Source organism: Albidovulum aestuarii (assembly GCF_029961185.1).
In the GTDB taxonomy this organism is placed as follows: Bacteria; Pseudomonadota; Alphaproteobacteria; order Rhodobacterales; family Rhodobacteraceae; genus Albidovulum; species Albidovulum aestuarii.
Window position 1 is genome coordinate 122,651 of sequence record NZ_JASBQQ010000010.1, and the last position, 16,232, is coordinate 138,882.

Below are 16,232 nucleotides of genomic sequence, written 5' to 3' on the forward strand. Positions count from 1 at the left end.
TTCAGTAGGCGCCAGCCGCCTTCAGCCGTTCGGCGGCTTCCGCGTCATACCACCAGAAATCCAACTCGCCCACGGAAAGCGGCGGCAGGTTTTCAGGGTGGCGGTAATAGTCGTAATAAGCGACCCATGTCGCAGGCAGGTACCAGAGCGGGATGTCAAAGCCCACGGCTCTGAGCGCCCGGTCGAGCGCATGGACCGATGTCTTCAGATCATCAAGGCTCTGCGCGGCAACGACATGGGTGATCAACCTGTCGATGGCGGGATTGCGAAGCCTCATGAGGTTCCGGGAACTGTCGTCGGCGGTCTTCGACCCGAACCACTGCTCCAACCCACCGGAAGGTTCGAATCCAAGATCGAAGCCTTGATTGGCAAGGTCAAAGTCGCCCTTCCGACGCCGCTCCACATATTGCGAGATGTCGATGCGGTCGAGCTTCCCTTGCACGCCGATCAGCGCAAGGTTTTCGATGAACGGATTCACGAATCGGTCATAAGTCGGGCTGAACTGGATGATTGTCAGTTCCAGTGTCTCGCCCTTGTCGTTGCGCCGGATCCCGTCGTTGCCGGTCGCCCAGCCAGCCTCGTCGAGCAGTTTGCTCGCCTGTCGAATAAGGCTGCGCGACGGGCGGTTTGCCGTTTCATCATGCGTGACCGGAACTTTCGCGTCTTCAGTCAGGATCGCCGGACCAAGAAGTCCCTCATCAACCAGTGGCTTCAATAGTGCAATCTCGCCTTCGGATGGCGTTCCGCTTGCGGCAAGGTCCGAACCCGGCCAATACGACGTCGGGCTTTGGAAGAACCCGTACTGCAGGGTCTTATTGGACCAGGCGAAATTGTACATCATCCCGATCGCTTCACGCACCTTGACGTCCTGCCAGTGCGGTCGGTCAAGATTGAAGACCCAGGAGAGCCGCGTGCCGACATTGCCGTCGGGGATTTCCTCCCGCTTGACCCAGCCGTTGTTGATCGCCTGAAAATCGTAACCCGTCGCCCAGTTCTGCGAGTTGTTCTCGGTCCGGAATGTGTAATCCCCGGCCTTGAACCCCTCGAAAGCGGCGTCGCTGTCGGCGAAGTACTCGACCCGGATCGTATTGAAGTTGTTGCGCCCCTTGTTGAATGGGATGTCATTGCCCCAGTAATCGGGATTGCGCTTGTAGACGATGCGACTGTTGAACTTGGCGCTATCGAGCACATAGGCACCAGTCGACATGAAAGGTTGCTGTGTCGACTTGTCGAGCCGCGTGCCGGTTTCCTCGAACCACGCCTTGGAAAAGACAGGTGTCCCCCCCGCAAAACCCACCCGGTCCCGCATCGGGGCCGTGTCGGTAAAGTAGAAGGTAATCCGGTAGGGGCCTTCAACCTCCACCCGATCGATGTAGCCTTCCACAACGCGGCGGTATTCGAGGATGCCCTGCGTCAGGAACAGATTGAAACTGTATTCGACGTCATCCGCCGTCATTGGCGTACCATCGGCGAATGTCACGTCTTCGCGCAGGTTGAAGGTCACGTAAGACAGGTCTTCGGGGTATTCCAGCGTTGTGCAGAGAAAGCAATACGAGCCATAGGGATCGTCCGACGTTGAGGTCAGAATGGCCTCGCTGCCGATGGTGTTGAGTGCGGCGGGAACCCCGTCACTGGCATATTGGTTGAAGCTGTCAAAACTACCCTGTGACCAGATCGAGATTTCGCCCCCTTTGGGCGCGTCCGGATTGACGTAGTCGAGATGGTCGAAATCAACCGGGTATTTCAGTTCGCCAAAATTAGAATAGCCATACGAGGTAGTGACGGTTGCCTGCGAGAGGACTGCAGTGGGAAGAATAAACGAGAAAGCCGCGATTCCCGACAGCAGGGCAACGCGCATGTTGTGCAGTCTTTGCGGCATGTTTCCGGCCGGTGTGTCGGGACCCTGCAACCTCATCGCCTCCTCCATGGCACGCCTTAACCGGCGCCCGGTTTTCTGGTTAAGGACCCTAGAACGGCGCAGGGGCGGGCTTCAAGTTGCGAATTTGTGAGAATGGCCGTGAGCCAACGAAAAAGGGCCGCTCGGATGAGCGGCCCTGTGATTGTTCTGCCCGCAGAGGTTAGCCGCCGATTGACGCCAGATAGGCAATGACGTTGGCGCGGTCCTCGACCTTCTTCAGGCCGGCGAAAGACATCTTGGTACCGGCGATGAACCCTTTCGGGTTTTCCAGGAAGTGGCTCAGCGTCTCGGCGTCCCAATTGCCGCCATGGCTGGCCATGCTGTCGGAATAGCCGAACCCGGCGACCCCACCGACCGCCCGATCAACGACGCCGTCGAGATGCGGGCCGGTGCCGTTGGAACCGTCGAGCTTGTGGCAGGCCTTGCACTTGCCGAAGACCTTCTCACCGGCCGCCGCATCGGCGGAGGCATAGATGGTCGCGAAGTCCGGACCCTCTTCGGCTGCGGCATCGCCGCCCTCTTCGGCGCCAGTGTCGATGACATAGGCTTGCGCCACTTCCTCATCGCCATGGGCCACGGCACCGGTATGATAAAGCGACTCGGCCGCCCATTTGCCCAGAAGGAAGATCAGGAACGCGCCGCAGAGCGCGCCGCCAGCCTTCGTTACAGTCATCGTGTCGAACATGTCGCGCCTCACCATGGCATAGAGTTGCGGCGTATCTATCCGCTTCCCCTACCGGGTTTCAAGGTATAGTTAGCGCGGCACATCGCCCAACCCCCGGGCTGTCGCCAAGGAGCCACCCGCATGACCGGACGGATTGCTTTCCAGGGAGAGCCCGGAGCCTATTCGCATCAGGCCTGCCGCGAGGCCTATCCGGAGATGGAGCCTCTGCCCTGTCGCACCTTCGAGGATGCGATTCAGGCGGTGCGCAAGGGCGATGCCGAACTTGCGATGCTGCCCGTCGAAAACTCGACCTATGGCCGTGTGGCCGACATTCACCGATTGTTGCCGGAAAGCGGGCTGCATATTGTTGATGAGGCCTTTGTCCGCGTCCATATCAATGTCCTCGGCGTGAAGGGCGCGAAACTCGCCGACGTCAAAGAGGCTTACAGCCATCTCGTGCTCTTGCCGCAATGCGAGGCGTTCCTGCGTGAACACGGCATTCAGGGGCGCATCAGTTCCGATAACGCCCGGGCGGCACGGGACGTCGCCGAGCGGGGGGACCGTTCGGTTGCGGCGCTTGCCTCTGAACTTGCTGGAGAGATCTACGGGCTCGATGTGCTTGCACGGCATATCGAGGATGCCGAGCACAACACGACCCGCTTTCTCGTCATGGCGCGGCAGCCCGACCTCAAGCGGCGCGGCGATCACGGCATGATGACCACCTTTGTTTTCCGTGTCCGCAACATCCCGGCCGCGCTCTACAAGGCAATGGGCGGATTCGCGACCAACGGCGTCAACATGACCAAGCTGGAAAGCTATATGGTCGACGGCGTCTTCTCGGCCACGCAGTTCTATGCCGATATCGAAGGACATCCCGACGACGCAAATGTGCGGCGCGCGCTGGAGGAACTGGACTATTTCACCTCCTCTATGACGCTGCTTGGCGTCTATCCGGCCGATCCAAGCCGGCACTGAGACCGGCGACGGTCTGAGCCAAGGTTTTCGGAAAGAAGAGGCGTTTTTTAGACAGGCCAGCCGGAAGCTGTCGGTTGTTTCGCATTGGAGCGCTTGCGCTATGGACTGCGCGTCGTTCTGCGGCGATCCATTCGCAGTACCCGCCAGGTTTGACTTTCCCGGCCTCACCCCACATCTAACGACTGAAGGAGCATCCGATGACCACCCGCACCACCTTCACCGTTCAGGGCATGAGCTGTGCCTCCTGCGTTGGCCGCGTTGAACGCGCGCTGAGCGCGGTACCGGGTGTCGAAGATGCAAAGGTTAATTTGATCGACGGTACCGCCCGCGTCGATTTCTCGGGAACCGAAATCGGCACGCTTGCCGAAACACTTCGGACGGCGGGCTATCCCGCTGTCGGGGCCGAGACCCGGCTGGAGGTGGAAGGCATGACCTGCGCCTCCTGTGTCGGGCGCGTCGAGCGGGCGCTGAAGGCCGTTCCCGGCGTGACTAGCGCCGAAGTCAATCTCGCAACCGGGTCTGCACGCGTTGAATACCTGTCCGGCACAACAACGGCAGAGGCGCTGGCTGCGGCGGCAACTGCGGCCGGTTACGCTGCGAAGCCCATAACGGACGATGCACCCCCTGTCGACCGTCAGGCAGATGAGGCGGCAAAGCTGCGCCGTTCGGTCCTGATTTCCGCCGCGCTTTCCATCCCGGTCGTGGTGCTGGCCATGGGCACGCATATGGTGCCCGCTTTCCACCACTGGGTCATGGGTACTCTGGGCGAGGTCAACTCCTGGCGCATCCAGTTCGTGCTGACGACCGCGATTCTTATCGGTCCCGGCGCCCTTTTCTTCCGCCACGGCTTCCCCGCGCTCCTGCGCGGCGCGCCCGAGATGAATTCGCTCGTGGCGCTCGGCAGCCTTGCCGCCTTCGCCTATTCCACGGTCGCAACATTTGCCCCTGCGCTTCTGCCCGAAGCCGCGCTCGGTGTGTATTACGAAGCGGCGGCAACCATCGTCACGCTGATCCTGCTTGGCCGACTGCTGGAAGCGCGTGCCAAGGGTCAGGCGGGCGAGGCGATTCGTCGCCTTATCGGACTCCGGCCCGAAACGGCACAGGTTGAACGCGACGGCGTCGTGACGGAAGTCCGGGTGGAAGACCTGAGACCGGACGATCTCGTGCGCCTCGCGCCCGGCGAAAGGGTAGCCGTGGACGGGACCATTGTGACCGGACATGGCTGGATCGACGAAAGCATGCTTACCGGGGAACCCGCGCCGGTCGAGAAGTCGGAAGGCGCGAACGTGACTGGCGGCACGGTGAACGGTCAATCGGCACTGACCTACCGCGTTACCGCCACCGGGGCGGATACGGTGCTTGCCCGCATTATCGCGATGGTCGCCGACGCGCAGGGAGCAAAACTGCCTGTTCAGGCGCTGGTCGACCGGATCACGCTCTGGTTCGTTCCCGCCGTCATGACCCTTGCCGCACTCGCTTTTGTCATCTGGCTGGTCATAGGTCCCGAACCCGCACTGACCCATGCTCTGGTCGCGGGCATCTCGGTCCTCATCATCGCCTGCCCCTGCGCGATGGGCCTTGCAACGCCGGTGTCGATCCTTGTCGGAACGGGACGGGGGGCCGAATTGGGCCTTCTTTTCCGGCGCGGAGACGCGTTGCAGCGGCTCTCAGAGGTCCAGATCGTCGCCTTCGACAAGACCGGGACGCTGACGGAAGGCCACCCCAAGGTGACAGATATCGAGATTGCCGCGGGATTTGACGAGGCAGAAGTCCTGACACTCGCCGCCAGCGCCGAGGCCCGGTCGGAACACCCGCTAGCTTTGGCCATCCTTTCGGAAGCCGAATCGCGCAGTCTAGCCTTGCATGACGCCGATGCCGCCAAGGCGCAGGCGGGGCGTGGCCTGACGGCCCGTGTCGCGGGCCGGGACATTCTGATCGGCAATGCCCGCGCCATGGACGAAGCCGCGATCGACGCATCCGTCTTGACCGCCACGGCCCAGCGCCTTGCTTCCGAAGCCAAGACCCCGATCTTCATCGCCATAGACGGTCGCGCTGCCGCCCTGATCGCCGTTGCCGATCCGATCAAACCCGGCGCAAAGGCGGCCATCGCCGCGCTGCACGGGATGGGCGTGAAGACCGCGATGATCTCGGGCGACACGCGCGCCACAGCCGGTGCCATCGCCACATCGCTCGGCATTGACCATGTCGAGGCAGAGGTTCTGCCGGAAGGCAAGGTCGCCGCGCTCGAAGCACTCAAGGCAAAGGGCACCATTGGTTTCACTGGCGACGGGATCAACGATGCCCCAGCGCTCGCTGCCGCCGATATCGGCATCGCGATGGGCACCGGCACCGATGTGGCCATAGAAGCGGCCGAGGTCGTACTGATGACTGGCGATCCCGGCGCAGTGGCCGATGCGGTGCGGCTCTCGCGCGCAACGATGCGCAATATCCGCCAGAACCTTTTCTGGGCGTTCGGCTACAACGTGCTTCTAATCCCGGTCGCTGCTGGGCTGCTTTATCCGCTAAACGGCATGCTGCTCTCGCCCATGCTTGCCGCCGGGGCGATGGCACTCTCATCGGTCTTCGTCGTGACCAACGCGCTTCGCCTGCGCCGCGCAGGCCCCTGGCGCAGACAAGGCTGACCACCGCTTCTTCTGTTCAGAAATACTCTCCGGGGGTCCGGGGGTGGAAACCCTCCAGACGCCCACCCTCAGTCCCGCGCCCTGAGCACCTGCGCTGGCCGAGCTGCCAGCGGGCGCAGCGCAAAGACCAGACCGGCCAGAAGCGTGGCAAGCGCGCCGCCGGTGACGATTGAAATGGCCGAGACCGGTTCAAACCGGAACGTGCCCTCCATAACAAAGACCATCACCGCCCAGCCCGCTACCGCGCCGAAGGCGACCGCGACGATCCCGGCTGCCGCACCCATCAGGGCCGAGCGCAGGGCGAAGCTGCGCAGGACAAGTCCCCGCGTCGCGCCAAGCGTCTTCAACACCGCCGCCTCGTAAATCCGCGCCCGCTCGCCCGCCGCTGCGGCGCCGATCAAAACCACGACCCCGGTCAGAAGCGTAACGCCTGCGGCAATCGCCGTTGCCCTGGCAATCGCGGCCAGCGCATCGGCAACCCGGTTGACCACATCGCGCACACGGATCGCAGTTATATTGGGATAGGCCGAAGCCAGATCGCGCAGGATGACCGCCTCGGCCGCCTCATCGGCATAAACGGTGGAGATCCAGCTATGCGGCGCCCCCGCGATCGCGGCGGGATTCAGCGACATGACGAAGCCAATGCCGCCGGTACCGAAATCCACCTCGCGGAACGAAGTGATCTCGGCCTCGATTTCGCGGCCCAGCACGTTCACAGTCACCCTGTCGCCAAGCTTGAGGCCCATCTCGTCCGCCTCTTCGCGGGCGAAACTCATCTGTGGCGGGCCGGAATAATCCTCGGGCCACCATTCCCCGGCGACCACCTTGGTGTCTGGTGGTGGAGCGGCGGCATAGGTCAGCCCCCGGTCGCCGCGCACGACCCAATGGTCACCCGCCACCTCACGCGCATCGCGACCGTTGATCTTGGTCACTACGCCCCGCAGCATCGGCGCGCTTTCAATCTTCGCCACCGCCGGATCACTCTCCAGCCGGGTACGGAAGCCGTCGATCTGGTCGGGCTGGATATCGACGAAGAAGTATGAGGGTGCGACATCTGGCAGGTCCTGCGCGATTGCACCCCTCAGATTGGCGTCGATCTGGCCGACGGCGGCCAGCACCGACAGGCCAAGCCCGAGCGAGAGGACGACCGCCCGCGCCTCTTCCTTCGGGCCCCCAATCGCCGACAGCGCAAGCCTCAGCGCCGGGCGGCCGCGCATGTGATGGCCCGTCCGACGGGCGAGCCAGCTCAGACCAAAAGCCGCAAGCGTCAGGACCACCAGCGCCGCCGCCACCCCGCCAAGCGTGCCGAGCGCGAGGCTCGGAACACCGGATGCGATGGTCGCCACCGTCACCAGAACGGCTGCAACACCGGCAAGCACAAGACCCAGCCGCCAGCCCGGCCAGCGCCGCCGCCCGGGACCGAGATCGCGGAACAATGCCGCGGCCTGCACGTCGCGCGTCCGCGCCAAAGGCCAGAGCGCGAAAAGCGCGGCGGCCAGTGCGCCGTAAAAACCCGCCTCGGCCAGCGGTTTCCACGCCACAGCCATTTCTACCGGGATCGGCAACCGCGCGGCGATCAGCGGTCCCGCCATCACCGGCAGTGCGGCGCCAAGCGCCAGTCCCGCGATGATGCCGATCAAAGCCAGAACCCCGACCTGAATGAGATAGACTGCAAAGATCGTCCGGCTTTCCGCCCCCATCGCCTTCAGGGCTGCCATCGTCTCTACCCGCCCGTCGAGGTAGGATGTCACCGCCGCGCCAATGCCGACGCCGCCGACGGCCAGTCCGGCGAGCCCGACCAGCACCAGAAACGACCCCATGCGGTCAACGAAACGCTGCATGCCGGGCGCGCCGCGCCGCGCATCCCGCCAGCGCATTCCGGTATCGAAGAATTCCGCCTCGGCCTCGGTCTTCATTGTGCGAAGATCGGTGCCTCCGGGCAGAACGAGCCGGTAATGAGTGTCGAAGAGGCTGCCGGGCTCCAGAAGCCCGGACCCCTCCAGCGCCTCCGTCCGAACGATTGTGCGCGGGCCGAAGGTGAAGCCGGCGGTGGCCCCGTCCGGTTCCTTGACCAGTCTTGCGGTCATGCGGAAATCCTTGACGCCAAGGCGGAACCGATCGCCGGGCACCAGATCCAGCCGGTCTGCCAGAACCGGGTCAAGAACCGCTCCCGGCACACCATCCTCAGCGGCAAGTGCGTCGGACAACGGAATGGCGGGGTCGAGGACGATCTGCCCGATCAAAGGATAAGCGCCATCAACACCTTTTATCTGGGTCAACGCACGTTCGGCCACAGCGCCCTCGCCGACGACGGCCATAGAGCGGAAATCAACGATCTCGGCCACGCGCTCAGCGCGTTCCGCCATGAAGGCACGCTCTCCCTCGCTGGCATAGCGATACGTGAAGGACATCTCGGCGTCACCGCCCAGCAGTACCGCGCCCTGATCGCGGATCGCAGTCTGAATCGCCTCGCGGACGGTACCTACCGCGGCAATGGCGGCAACGCCGAGCATCAGACAGAGAAGAAAGACAGTAAAACCGCCAAGCCCGCCGCGCATTTCACGCCGGGCGATACGTGCGGCAAGCGGCAGGCTCATTCGGCCACCTTGCGGGCAAGATCCTCGCCCGCGATCTGCCCGTCCATCAGCCGCACCACACGGTCGCAGCGGGCGGCCAGTTCCGGCGCATGGGTGACCAAGACGAGCGTCGCGCCGTGCCGGTCGCGCAGACCAAAGAGCAGTTCCATGATCGCCTCGCCCGTCGCGCCGTCGAGATTGCCGGTCGGTTCGTCGGCCAGAAAGATCGCCGGTCGCGGCGCGGCGGCGCGTGCAAGGGCCACGCGCTGTTGCTCGCCACCGGACAGTTGCGCGGGATAGTGATCCATCCGCGACCCAAGCCCCATCGCCTGTAACTCCGCCGCCGCGCGGTCGAAGGCGTCGGTGACACCGGCCAGTTCCAGCGGGATCGCCACATTCTCCAATGCCGTCATCGTCGGTATTAGGTGGAAGGACTGGAAGACGATGCCCATATTACCCCGGCGGAACCGGGCCAGAGCGTCCTCGTCTAACGCCGTCAGATCGTGGCCCAACGCCTCGACCCTGCCGGACGTTGCGCGTTCGAGCCCGCCCATGAGCATGAGGAGTGACGACTTGCCCGAGCCCGACGGACCTACGAGCCCCAGACTTTCGCCGCGTGCGACCGAAAGCGTGATGCCCTTGAGGATTTCCAGCGGCCCGGCATTGCCCTCAAGCACCAGCCGCGCATCGTCAAGCTTCAGGATAGGTTCGCTCATCGCCTCGTTCCGCTCGTTCTGCCGCTTTAAGGCATATGGGGCAATCGGGCAGAAGGGCAACCTTGCCCTTGCAGCGATCTTAAGCCTTTCGGTTCTGGCTGCCGGTGCGGCCCGGGCGGAACCGGTAACGGTGGTGGCCTTTGGCGACAGCCTGACGGCGGGCTATGGTCTGCCGACGGATGACGGCTTCGTGCCCCAGCTTCAGGCATGGCTCACAGGTCACGCGGCAGAGGTGACCGTAATCAATGCGGGCGTTTCGGGCGATACGACCGCAGGCGGGCTGGCACGCATCGACTGGACGCTGACACCCGAGGTCGACGCGATGATCCTGACCCTTGGCGGCAACGACCTTTTGCGGGGGTTGCAGCCCGAGGATGCGCGGGCCAACCTCGATGCGATCCTCGATCGCACGGACGAAAGGGGAATTCCGGTTCTGATCGTTCCAATGTCAGCACCGGGGAACTATGGCCCTGACTACAAGGCGGCCTTCGACGCGATCTACCCGGACCTCGCGGCGGAACATGGCGCACTTCTCGCCCCGCCTTTCCTGCAACCCATCCTGTCACTTGATGACCGCGCACAGGCGATGGCTGAATACGTGCAAACAGATGGCCTGCATCCGAACGCGCAAGGCGTAGCACTAATCGTCGAAGCATTGGGACCCGAGGTCTTGTCTCTGCTGGAACGCGTCGAGTGAGGCGGGATCACGAGACTCAAAGGATTTCGTCCGCCTGATCCTGGCGACCACTGACTACCGTGTGGAGAAGGCCTGGCAGGGGCAGCAGGGCTCGAACCCGCGACCTACGGTTTTGGAGACCGTCGCTCTACCAGCTGAGCTATACCCCTAAGGCCGAGCCGGTTCTTACGCGGCGCCCGGTTTCTTTGCAAGAATGAAAACGCCGCGGCCGGTCATTCCGGGTCAACAGAAAAGCCGATTGCGGCGTACCAGTCCGCCGCGGCGCGGATTTCGGCGTCCGTCAGGCTGGCTGCGACGGGTGTCATCACCTCATGCACCCGCTTGCCGAGGCGGAAGGCCTTTAGCTGGGTATCGATATAGATATTCGTCTCGCCAGCGAGATTCGGCACATCCTCGGCCACTGCGATGCCGTCGATGCCGTGGCAGGCAACGCAAATTTCCGGTGCTCCCGATGGATCTGCGGTCAGCGTCGCCACTGCCTTCCGCGATGCGTACCAGGCGGCGAGATTGGAGATCTGGTCGTCGCTGAGGGTCCGGGCGGCGACCGTCATCATCTCATGCTCGCGTGTGCCGTCGCGAAAGGCCGTTAGCTGGGACGCGATGTAAGCAGCCGGTTCACCGCCGATGTGCGGGGCAATGGGGATCTTGGCCACGCCGTCGATGCCGTGGCAGGTGCGGCACTGACCGGCCAGGGTCCTGCCCGCCTCAGGGTCGCCCCCGGCATGGGCCCCCCCGGCGCATAGGATCGCGCCGAGGGTAACGGTGAGGAGCGTTTTCATTCGCCGTAGCTGATCCGGTAGAGCGCACCGGCAAGGTCGTCAGAGACGAGGATCGAGCCGTCGCGCAACTGCGCCGCATCGACCGGACGGCCGAGATATTCGCCGTTTTCGTCGATCCAGCCCTCGGCGAAGGGTTCCGACGTGGCCGTACCGTCCTCGGCGATGAAGGTTACCATCACCCGCGCCCCGACCGGCGTGGTGCGGTTCCATGAGCCGTGCTGGGCTGAAAAGATGGCGTTCTTGTACTTCGCCGGGAACATGCTGTCGGTATAGAACGACATACCCAGATCGGCGGCGTGGGCGTCCATTTCGACCGCAGGCATCACGACCTCGACCGGCACCTCCTCATCCTTGTATTCGTTCGTCCGCACGTCACCGCCGCCGTACCAGGGATGTCCGAAATGCTGGCCCATCGCCGTCTGGTGGTTCAGTTCGCCCGGCGGGATATCGTCGCCCATCCCGTCGACCTGATTGTCGGTGAACCACAACTCGCCCGTGACCGGATGGAAATCATGCCCGACCGAGTTGCGGATGCCGTAGGTGAAGACCTCGCGCCCGGTTCCGTCGGTGTTCAGCCGGATCATGCCGCCGATGCCGGTCTGACGATACTTCTCCAGCCGGTCGGCCGGGGCGACGTTGAAAGGCTGGCCGAGCGAGATATAAATCTTGCCGTCCGGCCCGATCTTGCAGACCCGAGCGGTGTGGTTGAAGCTTTCTTCATCGGCCGGGATCAGATCGCCCTGGGCGATCAGGTTAAACGCCGCGACATCAGGGCTTTCATAAAAGAACTCGGCCGCCGGGAACAGCAGCACCCGGTTCTGTTCGGCGATATAGAGAAATCCATCCTTCGAGAAACACGGGCCATTCGGGATGGTGAACTGAAGCGAGGGGGCGAAATCCTTTACCTCATCGGCGACACGGTCCTTGTTGCGGTCAGTGACCGACCAGACCTTGTCCTTGCGGGTGCCGACAAAGGTAACAATACCCTGTGGACCTACAGCCATATGCCGGGCGTCCGGGACAACTGCGTAAAGCTCGATCTTGAAGCCAGCAGGAAGCTTGATCCGCTCCAGATTTTTTTTGATCCCGTCGGCATAAGGGCCGGTCTGATCGATGAAGGTGAAGTTCGTTACACCGGTCGTCTGGAATTTCGAGAGTTTTTCAAGGTTGTCGGGGACATCCGCCGTCTGGGCAGAGGCGGTACCCGCTATCAGAGCCAGTGTGGCAATCGATGTGAGCAGTGCTTTCATTCCGTCCTCCCTCAAAAGGTCCGGCCGGACCGTGCAGGGGGCACGGCCCGAACCGGGTTGGTCGCGGCATTGGGTTCAGATATTACCCGCTGCCATTTCGCTAGCGATGTGATCGGCCTGCCGGATGGCAAGAGCGACAATCGTCAGCGTCGGGTTCTCGGCGGCACCCGTCGTGAACTGGCTGCCGTCGGAGATGAAGAGGTTGGCTATGTCGTGGGTCTGGCCCCATTTGTTGCAGACGCCATCCTCGGGCTTCTCGGACATCCGGTTGGTGCCGAGGTTGTGGGTGGATGGATAAGGTGGCGTCGGGAACGTGCGGGTCGCGCCCACCGCCTCATAGATCGCCTGACCCTGTTTGTAGGCATGGTTGCGCATCGCTACGTCGTTCGGGTGATCGCTGAAATGCACATTCGCAACCGGCAGACCGTACTGGTCCTTGACGTCCGAGAGGGTCACCCGGTTCGTCGCCTGCGGCATGTCCTCACCCACGATCCACATGCCCGCCATGTTCTCATAGCTGTCGAGCGCGGTCGTGAAACTGCGGCCCCAGCCGCCGGGATTGAGGAAGGCCGCCATGAAGGGCAGTCCAAGCGAGAGGGTTTCCAACTCGTAGCCCCCGACGAAGCCGCGGCTTGGATCATGCCGCGCCTCGTCCTGCACGATCCCGGCCATGGTCGTGCCGCGCCACATCCGGACAGGTTTGTCAAACACCGCATAGACCGAGCCCGTCGTATGGCGCATGTAGTTGCGCCCGACCTGATCGGAGGAGTTGGCGAGCCCGTTCGGGAACATGTCGGACACCGAGTTTAGAAGCAGGCGCGGGCTTTCGAAGCTGTTGCCCGCGACGCAGACGATGCGGGCCTTTTGCATCTGAAGATTGCCGTCCTTGTCGAAATACTCGACTCCGGTCACCTTGCCGCTGTCATCGTGCAGGATGCGCGCGACATGGGCGCGTTCACGGACTTCCAGATTGCCGGTCGCCTCGCCCGCCGGGATGTCGGTATAGGCGGCCGACCACTTGGCCCCCCATTTGCAGCCCTGAAAGCAGAACCCAGTCTGCTGGCAGGCTAGCCGTCCGTCATAATCGGCCGAGTTGATCGCCATGCGGCCCGTATGGACTTCCTTGTAGCCGAGCGCCTTGGCGCCTTTCTCGAAGACCTTGTAATTGTTGTTTCCGGGCAGTCCCGCGCGGTCGCCAGTGCGGGTGACGCCGAGCTTGGTTTCGGCCTTGTCGTACCACGGCGCCATCTCGGCCCCGTCAATCGGCCAGTCCAGGAGGCTTGCGCCGTCGACCGCGCCGTAATTCGTCAACGCCTTCCACTCATGGTCCTGAAAGCGGATCGATGCGCCCGCCCAATGGGTGGTTGTGCCGCCGACGGCCTTGACGATCCAGGCGGGTAGGCCCGAAAAATCCTTGGCCACGCGCCAGTCGCCTGACGTTGTGCGGGCGTCGAGCCAGGCAAGCTGGCCGAAGCTCTCCCATTCGTCATTGATGTAATCCTCAGGCAGATAGCGCCCGCCCGCCTCAAGCGCCACGACGCTGACGCCCTTCTGGGCCAGTTCGTTCGAAAGGACCCCGCCGCCGGCGCCGGTCCCGATAACAACGACGACGGAGTCGTCATTCAGATCAAATGGTGCTGCCATGGTTCCGCCCTCTCAAAGCCAGTCGATGTCGTCAAAGCCACGGTCGATGTAACCGCCCTGGCTGAAGGACTCGCCCTGATAGCCGAAGATCGGCCAGACTTCCTTCTGATTATAGAGACCGGTCACGAGGCCCCCGCGCACGGTCTGGAAGAATCCGCTGTCCTCCATGCTTTGCAGGACCTTCACCCGGTCCTCTTCCCAACCCATGGAGACGTAGTCGGCATGGCCCGCCGCCTGAGCAGCGGCATCGAGGGCTGCAATGCCCTCCTCGACCAGCGCCTTCTTGTCCTCGGCGTCATAGCCCTTCACGGCAACCGCGTAGAATTGATCACCAACCTGGTCATGCGGATAGATGTCACGCGCCATCTGCAGAAGCGTCGCCATCTGGTGTTCGGTGATTACCGTCACCTCCACCGCCCAGGCCGCATTTGGCGCCGCGATGAAACCTGCCCCGGTCACACAAAGCGCCCCCGCCGCGACCGAGCGTGCCAGCAGCGCGCGCCGGGTCAGTCCCGTCCTTTCGATTTTTGTCATGCATTCCTCCCTGACAAATGGTTGGGGCCGGTCACAGGAACCGGCCACCGCGTTCGAGAACCTCGATCTGGTAGCCATCGGGGTCCGCAATGAAGAAAAAGCGCGCGACAAGGGTGTCGCCGTTCTTGAACTCGACAAGCTTGCGGGGAGCGAGCCCGGCCTCGGTCAGGCGGGCATGTTCGGCGTCAAGGTCACTGACCGACACCGCCAGATGGCCATAGCCATCGCCAAGGTCGTAAGGCTCGCTTCGGCCCTTGTTGACCGTCAGTTCCAGTTCAAAGCTGCTTTCGGCATTCGACATGTAGATCAGCGTGAAACTGTCGAAGTCGAGCCGGTCGGCGACATTCAGCCCGAAGGCACGCGAGTAGAAGTCTACGGATCGTGCCTCGTCCAGAACACGGATCATCGAATGGATCGTCTTGGCCATCTGCCCTCCAAATCTCTCAGATTTGGTAAAGTTAGATGACCAATTCAGGTTGTTGGTAGTAGCCCGATACTACAGCGGGATTTTTCCGCTATTCGGCGGCAAAGCGCGCAGCCTCATCCTGTTCCAGTTCGCCCAGATGGATCGTGCAGGCGCAGCGCAGCAGGGACGTGAAGTTCGGCGCCTCACCGCGCAGTTCCAGCACTTCTGAGTGAAGTTTGGAGATGAAGGCAGGCGTGGTCAGCCCCTCACGCTCGGCGATGTGATCGAGGATGCGCCAGAAGGCGCGCTCAAGGCGGATCGAGGTGCTTTGGCCGTTCAGCCGCAAGCGCCGCGTTTCGGACTCATAACGTTCGGGCTCTTGCCCGGCGAAAATCTGGCACATTGTCTGCCCCCTGCATGACTGTGCAAGCCCTTATCCTGTGGCCAAAGCGACGAATCGTCAACTTGGGCGGTAATCCTCGGTTTCTACTCCTTTCTGACGAGGATGCGATCCATTCTCACCCAAACGCGAGCGGACGTCGGCTTTCCGATCTTCAAAGCGTGAATTCACGCGCTTGTGCGATCCGGTAATGACACGACATCACGCCAGAATTGATTGAAATATTTCAACTGCCGAACCCAGGTAAAACCGATCATCTGCCCCTTTTGGCTATACCCGAGGTCGCAATCAGTAACGGACCGATCACAGGCCTCAAACACTGGTGTGAGTTTTTTGCCGCCGCGTCCTGTCAAGCCCAAATCGGCGTGACTTCCCGTGAGCCGGAACGTGTTTTCCCACGCACCAGACCGCGCATTAAGTCGGGATCAGTCGGCACGAACAGCCGGCAGGACGCTGCAACATCAAGATCACTGCTTGAAAGGACAACTCGATGAAACATCTTATCACCGCCAGCGCGACCGCAGCCATCATCTCTGTCACATCCTTCGGAGCCGCCTTCGCGGCTGAGGCCGAAATGAACATGGTTGTCGATGCCGTGACCCGCTTGTTGGTCGAACTGCGTATCCCCTCCGACGAGGTGGACAACCTGACCATCGATCAGGCGCGGCGCATAGTGCAGATCGCCGACAGCAAAGAAATGGGCGATGGCACGCGCGGTCAGGTTCTGGCGATTATCAACGAGTGACCTCAGCGTCCCCAACCGGTCATCCGTCCGGGTCAAACCGGGTGGGGGCCGGAAGGGACCTGACGGTTGGGGCGGCCAGGTTGGCCGCCCCCCTTTTCTATGTGCTCAGCCGCGCGACGGCATAGCCATTGTGGAACGTAAAGAGCGGCCCGAAAGGTCCGCCCTCTTTGTCCGGCTGGTCGCCAGACGCTTACTTGATGATTTTGGAGACGACGCCAGCGCCGACGGTGCGGCCGCCTTCGCGGATGGCGAAGCGGAGCTTCTCTTCCATCGCGATCGGGGCGAT

At 62.6% G+C, this 16,232-nt stretch carries 15 protein-coding genes and 1 tRNA gene; 4 read left to right on the forward strand and 12 right to left on the reverse strand.

Annotation, left to right across the window (positions count from 1 at the left end):
- Position 1: 1 nt before the first annotated feature.
- Complete coding sequence (locus QKW60_RS18925; RefSeq protein WP_282371022.1) at positions 2-1,915, reverse strand: extracellular solute-binding protein; 1,914 nt, start codon at positions 1,913-1,915, stop codon at positions 2-4.
- Between the two features lie 163 nt (positions 1,916-2,078).
- Complete coding sequence (locus QKW60_RS18930) at positions 2,079-2,603, reverse strand: c-type cytochrome (RefSeq protein WP_282371023.1); 525 nt, start codon at positions 2,601-2,603, stop codon at positions 2,079-2,081.
- A gap of 120 nt (positions 2,604-2,723) precedes the next feature.
- Here QKW60_RS18930 and QKW60_RS18935 point away from each other — a divergent pair, with 120 nt between their 5' ends.
- Both QKW60_RS18935 and QKW60_RS18940 read left to right on the forward strand, forming a co-directional pair.
- Positions 2,724-3,557: a prephenate dehydratase gene (locus QKW60_RS18935; protein ID WP_282371024.1), complete on the forward strand. Its 834-nt coding sequence runs from the start codon at positions 2,724-2,726 to the stop codon at positions 3,555-3,557.
- Positions 3,558-3,754: 197 nt separating this feature from the next.
- Complete coding sequence (locus QKW60_RS18940) at positions 3,755-6,199, forward strand: heavy metal translocating P-type ATPase (RefSeq protein WP_282371025.1); 2,445 nt, start codon at positions 3,755-3,757, stop codon at positions 6,197-6,199.
- A gap of 68 nt (positions 6,200-6,267) precedes the next feature.
- On the opposite strand, the gene QKW60_RS18945 is transcribed toward QKW60_RS18940, so the two are convergent.
- Both QKW60_RS18945 and QKW60_RS18950 read right to left on the reverse strand, forming a co-directional pair.
- Positions 6,268-8,796 (reverse strand): ABC transporter permease, encoded by a 2,529-nt coding sequence (locus QKW60_RS18945; protein ID WP_282371027.1) that lies wholly within the window; start codon positions 8,794-8,796, stop codon positions 6,268-6,270.
- Entirely contained in the window at positions 8,793-9,491 is a 699-nt protein-coding gene (locus tag QKW60_RS18950; protein ID WP_282371028.1) for an ABC transporter ATP-binding protein, read from the reverse strand. Before QKW60_RS18950 ends, QKW60_RS18945 begins: the two co-directional genes overlap by 4 nt.
- A gap of 76 nt (positions 9,492-9,567) precedes the next feature.
- Between QKW60_RS18950 and QKW60_RS18955 the strand changes: the two genes are divergently transcribed.
- Positions 9,568-10,188, forward strand: coding sequence for an arylesterase (locus tag QKW60_RS18955; protein WP_419762706.1), 621 nt, complete (start codon positions 9,568-9,570; stop codon positions 10,186-10,188).
- Between the two features lie 73 nt (positions 10,189-10,261).
- Here QKW60_RS18955 and QKW60_RS18960 read toward each other — a convergent pair.
- The 7 genes from QKW60_RS18960 to QKW60_RS18990 all read right to left on the reverse strand — a co-directional run bounded on the left by QKW60_RS18960 (position 10,262) and on the right by QKW60_RS18990 (position 15,204).
- Positions 10,262-10,337 (reverse strand) — tRNA-Trp (locus tag QKW60_RS18960).
- 63 nt (positions 10,338-10,400) lie between these two features.
- Positions 10,401-10,967, reverse strand: a complete 567-nt coding sequence (locus tag QKW60_RS18965; protein ID WP_282371030.1) for a c-type cytochrome — start codon at positions 10,965-10,967, stop codon at positions 10,401-10,403.
- Positions 10,964-12,217 carry a PQQ-dependent sugar dehydrogenase gene (locus tag QKW60_RS18970; RefSeq protein ID WP_282371031.1) on the reverse strand — a complete coding sequence of 418 codons (1,254 nt, stop codon included), beginning with the start codon at positions 12,215-12,217 and terminating at the stop codon, positions 10,964-10,966. Before QKW60_RS18970 ends, QKW60_RS18965 begins: the two co-directional genes overlap by 4 nt.
- A gap of 75 nt (positions 12,218-12,292) precedes the next feature.
- Positions 12,293-13,861 (reverse strand): GMC family oxidoreductase, encoded by a 1,569-nt coding sequence (locus QKW60_RS18975; RefSeq protein WP_282371032.1) that lies wholly within the window; start codon positions 13,859-13,861, stop codon positions 12,293-12,295.
- Positions 13,862-13,873: 12 nt separating this feature from the next.
- Complete coding sequence (locus QKW60_RS18980) at positions 13,874-14,395, reverse strand: Twin-arginine translocation pathway signal (RefSeq protein WP_282371033.1); 522 nt, start codon at positions 14,393-14,395, stop codon at positions 13,874-13,876.
- 31 nt (positions 14,396-14,426) lie between these two features.
- Positions 14,427-14,822, reverse strand: a complete 396-nt coding sequence (locus QKW60_RS18985; RefSeq protein WP_282371035.1) for a VOC family protein — start codon at positions 14,820-14,822, stop codon at positions 14,427-14,429.
- Between the two features lie 88 nt (positions 14,823-14,910).
- Positions 14,911-15,204 carry a ribbon-helix-helix domain-containing protein gene (locus QKW60_RS18990; protein ID WP_282371037.1) on the reverse strand — a complete coding sequence of 98 codons (294 nt, stop codon included), beginning with the start codon at positions 15,202-15,204 and terminating at the stop codon, positions 14,911-14,913.
- A gap of 487 nt (positions 15,205-15,691) precedes the next feature.
- On the opposite strand from QKW60_RS18990, the gene QKW60_RS18995 reads away from it, so the two are divergent.
- A complete protein-coding gene (locus QKW60_RS18995) occupies positions 15,692-15,946 on the forward strand; it encodes a hypothetical protein (protein WP_282371039.1) in 255 nt (84 codons plus the stop codon).
- A gap of 190 nt (positions 15,947-16,136) precedes the next feature.
- On the opposite strand, the gene QKW60_RS19000 is transcribed toward QKW60_RS18995, so the two are convergent.
- Positions 16,137-16,232, reverse strand: a 96-nt coding sequence (locus QKW60_RS19000; RefSeq protein ID WP_146176322.1) for an EF-Tu C-terminal domain-related protein, incomplete at its 5' end; no start/stop codon positions are given.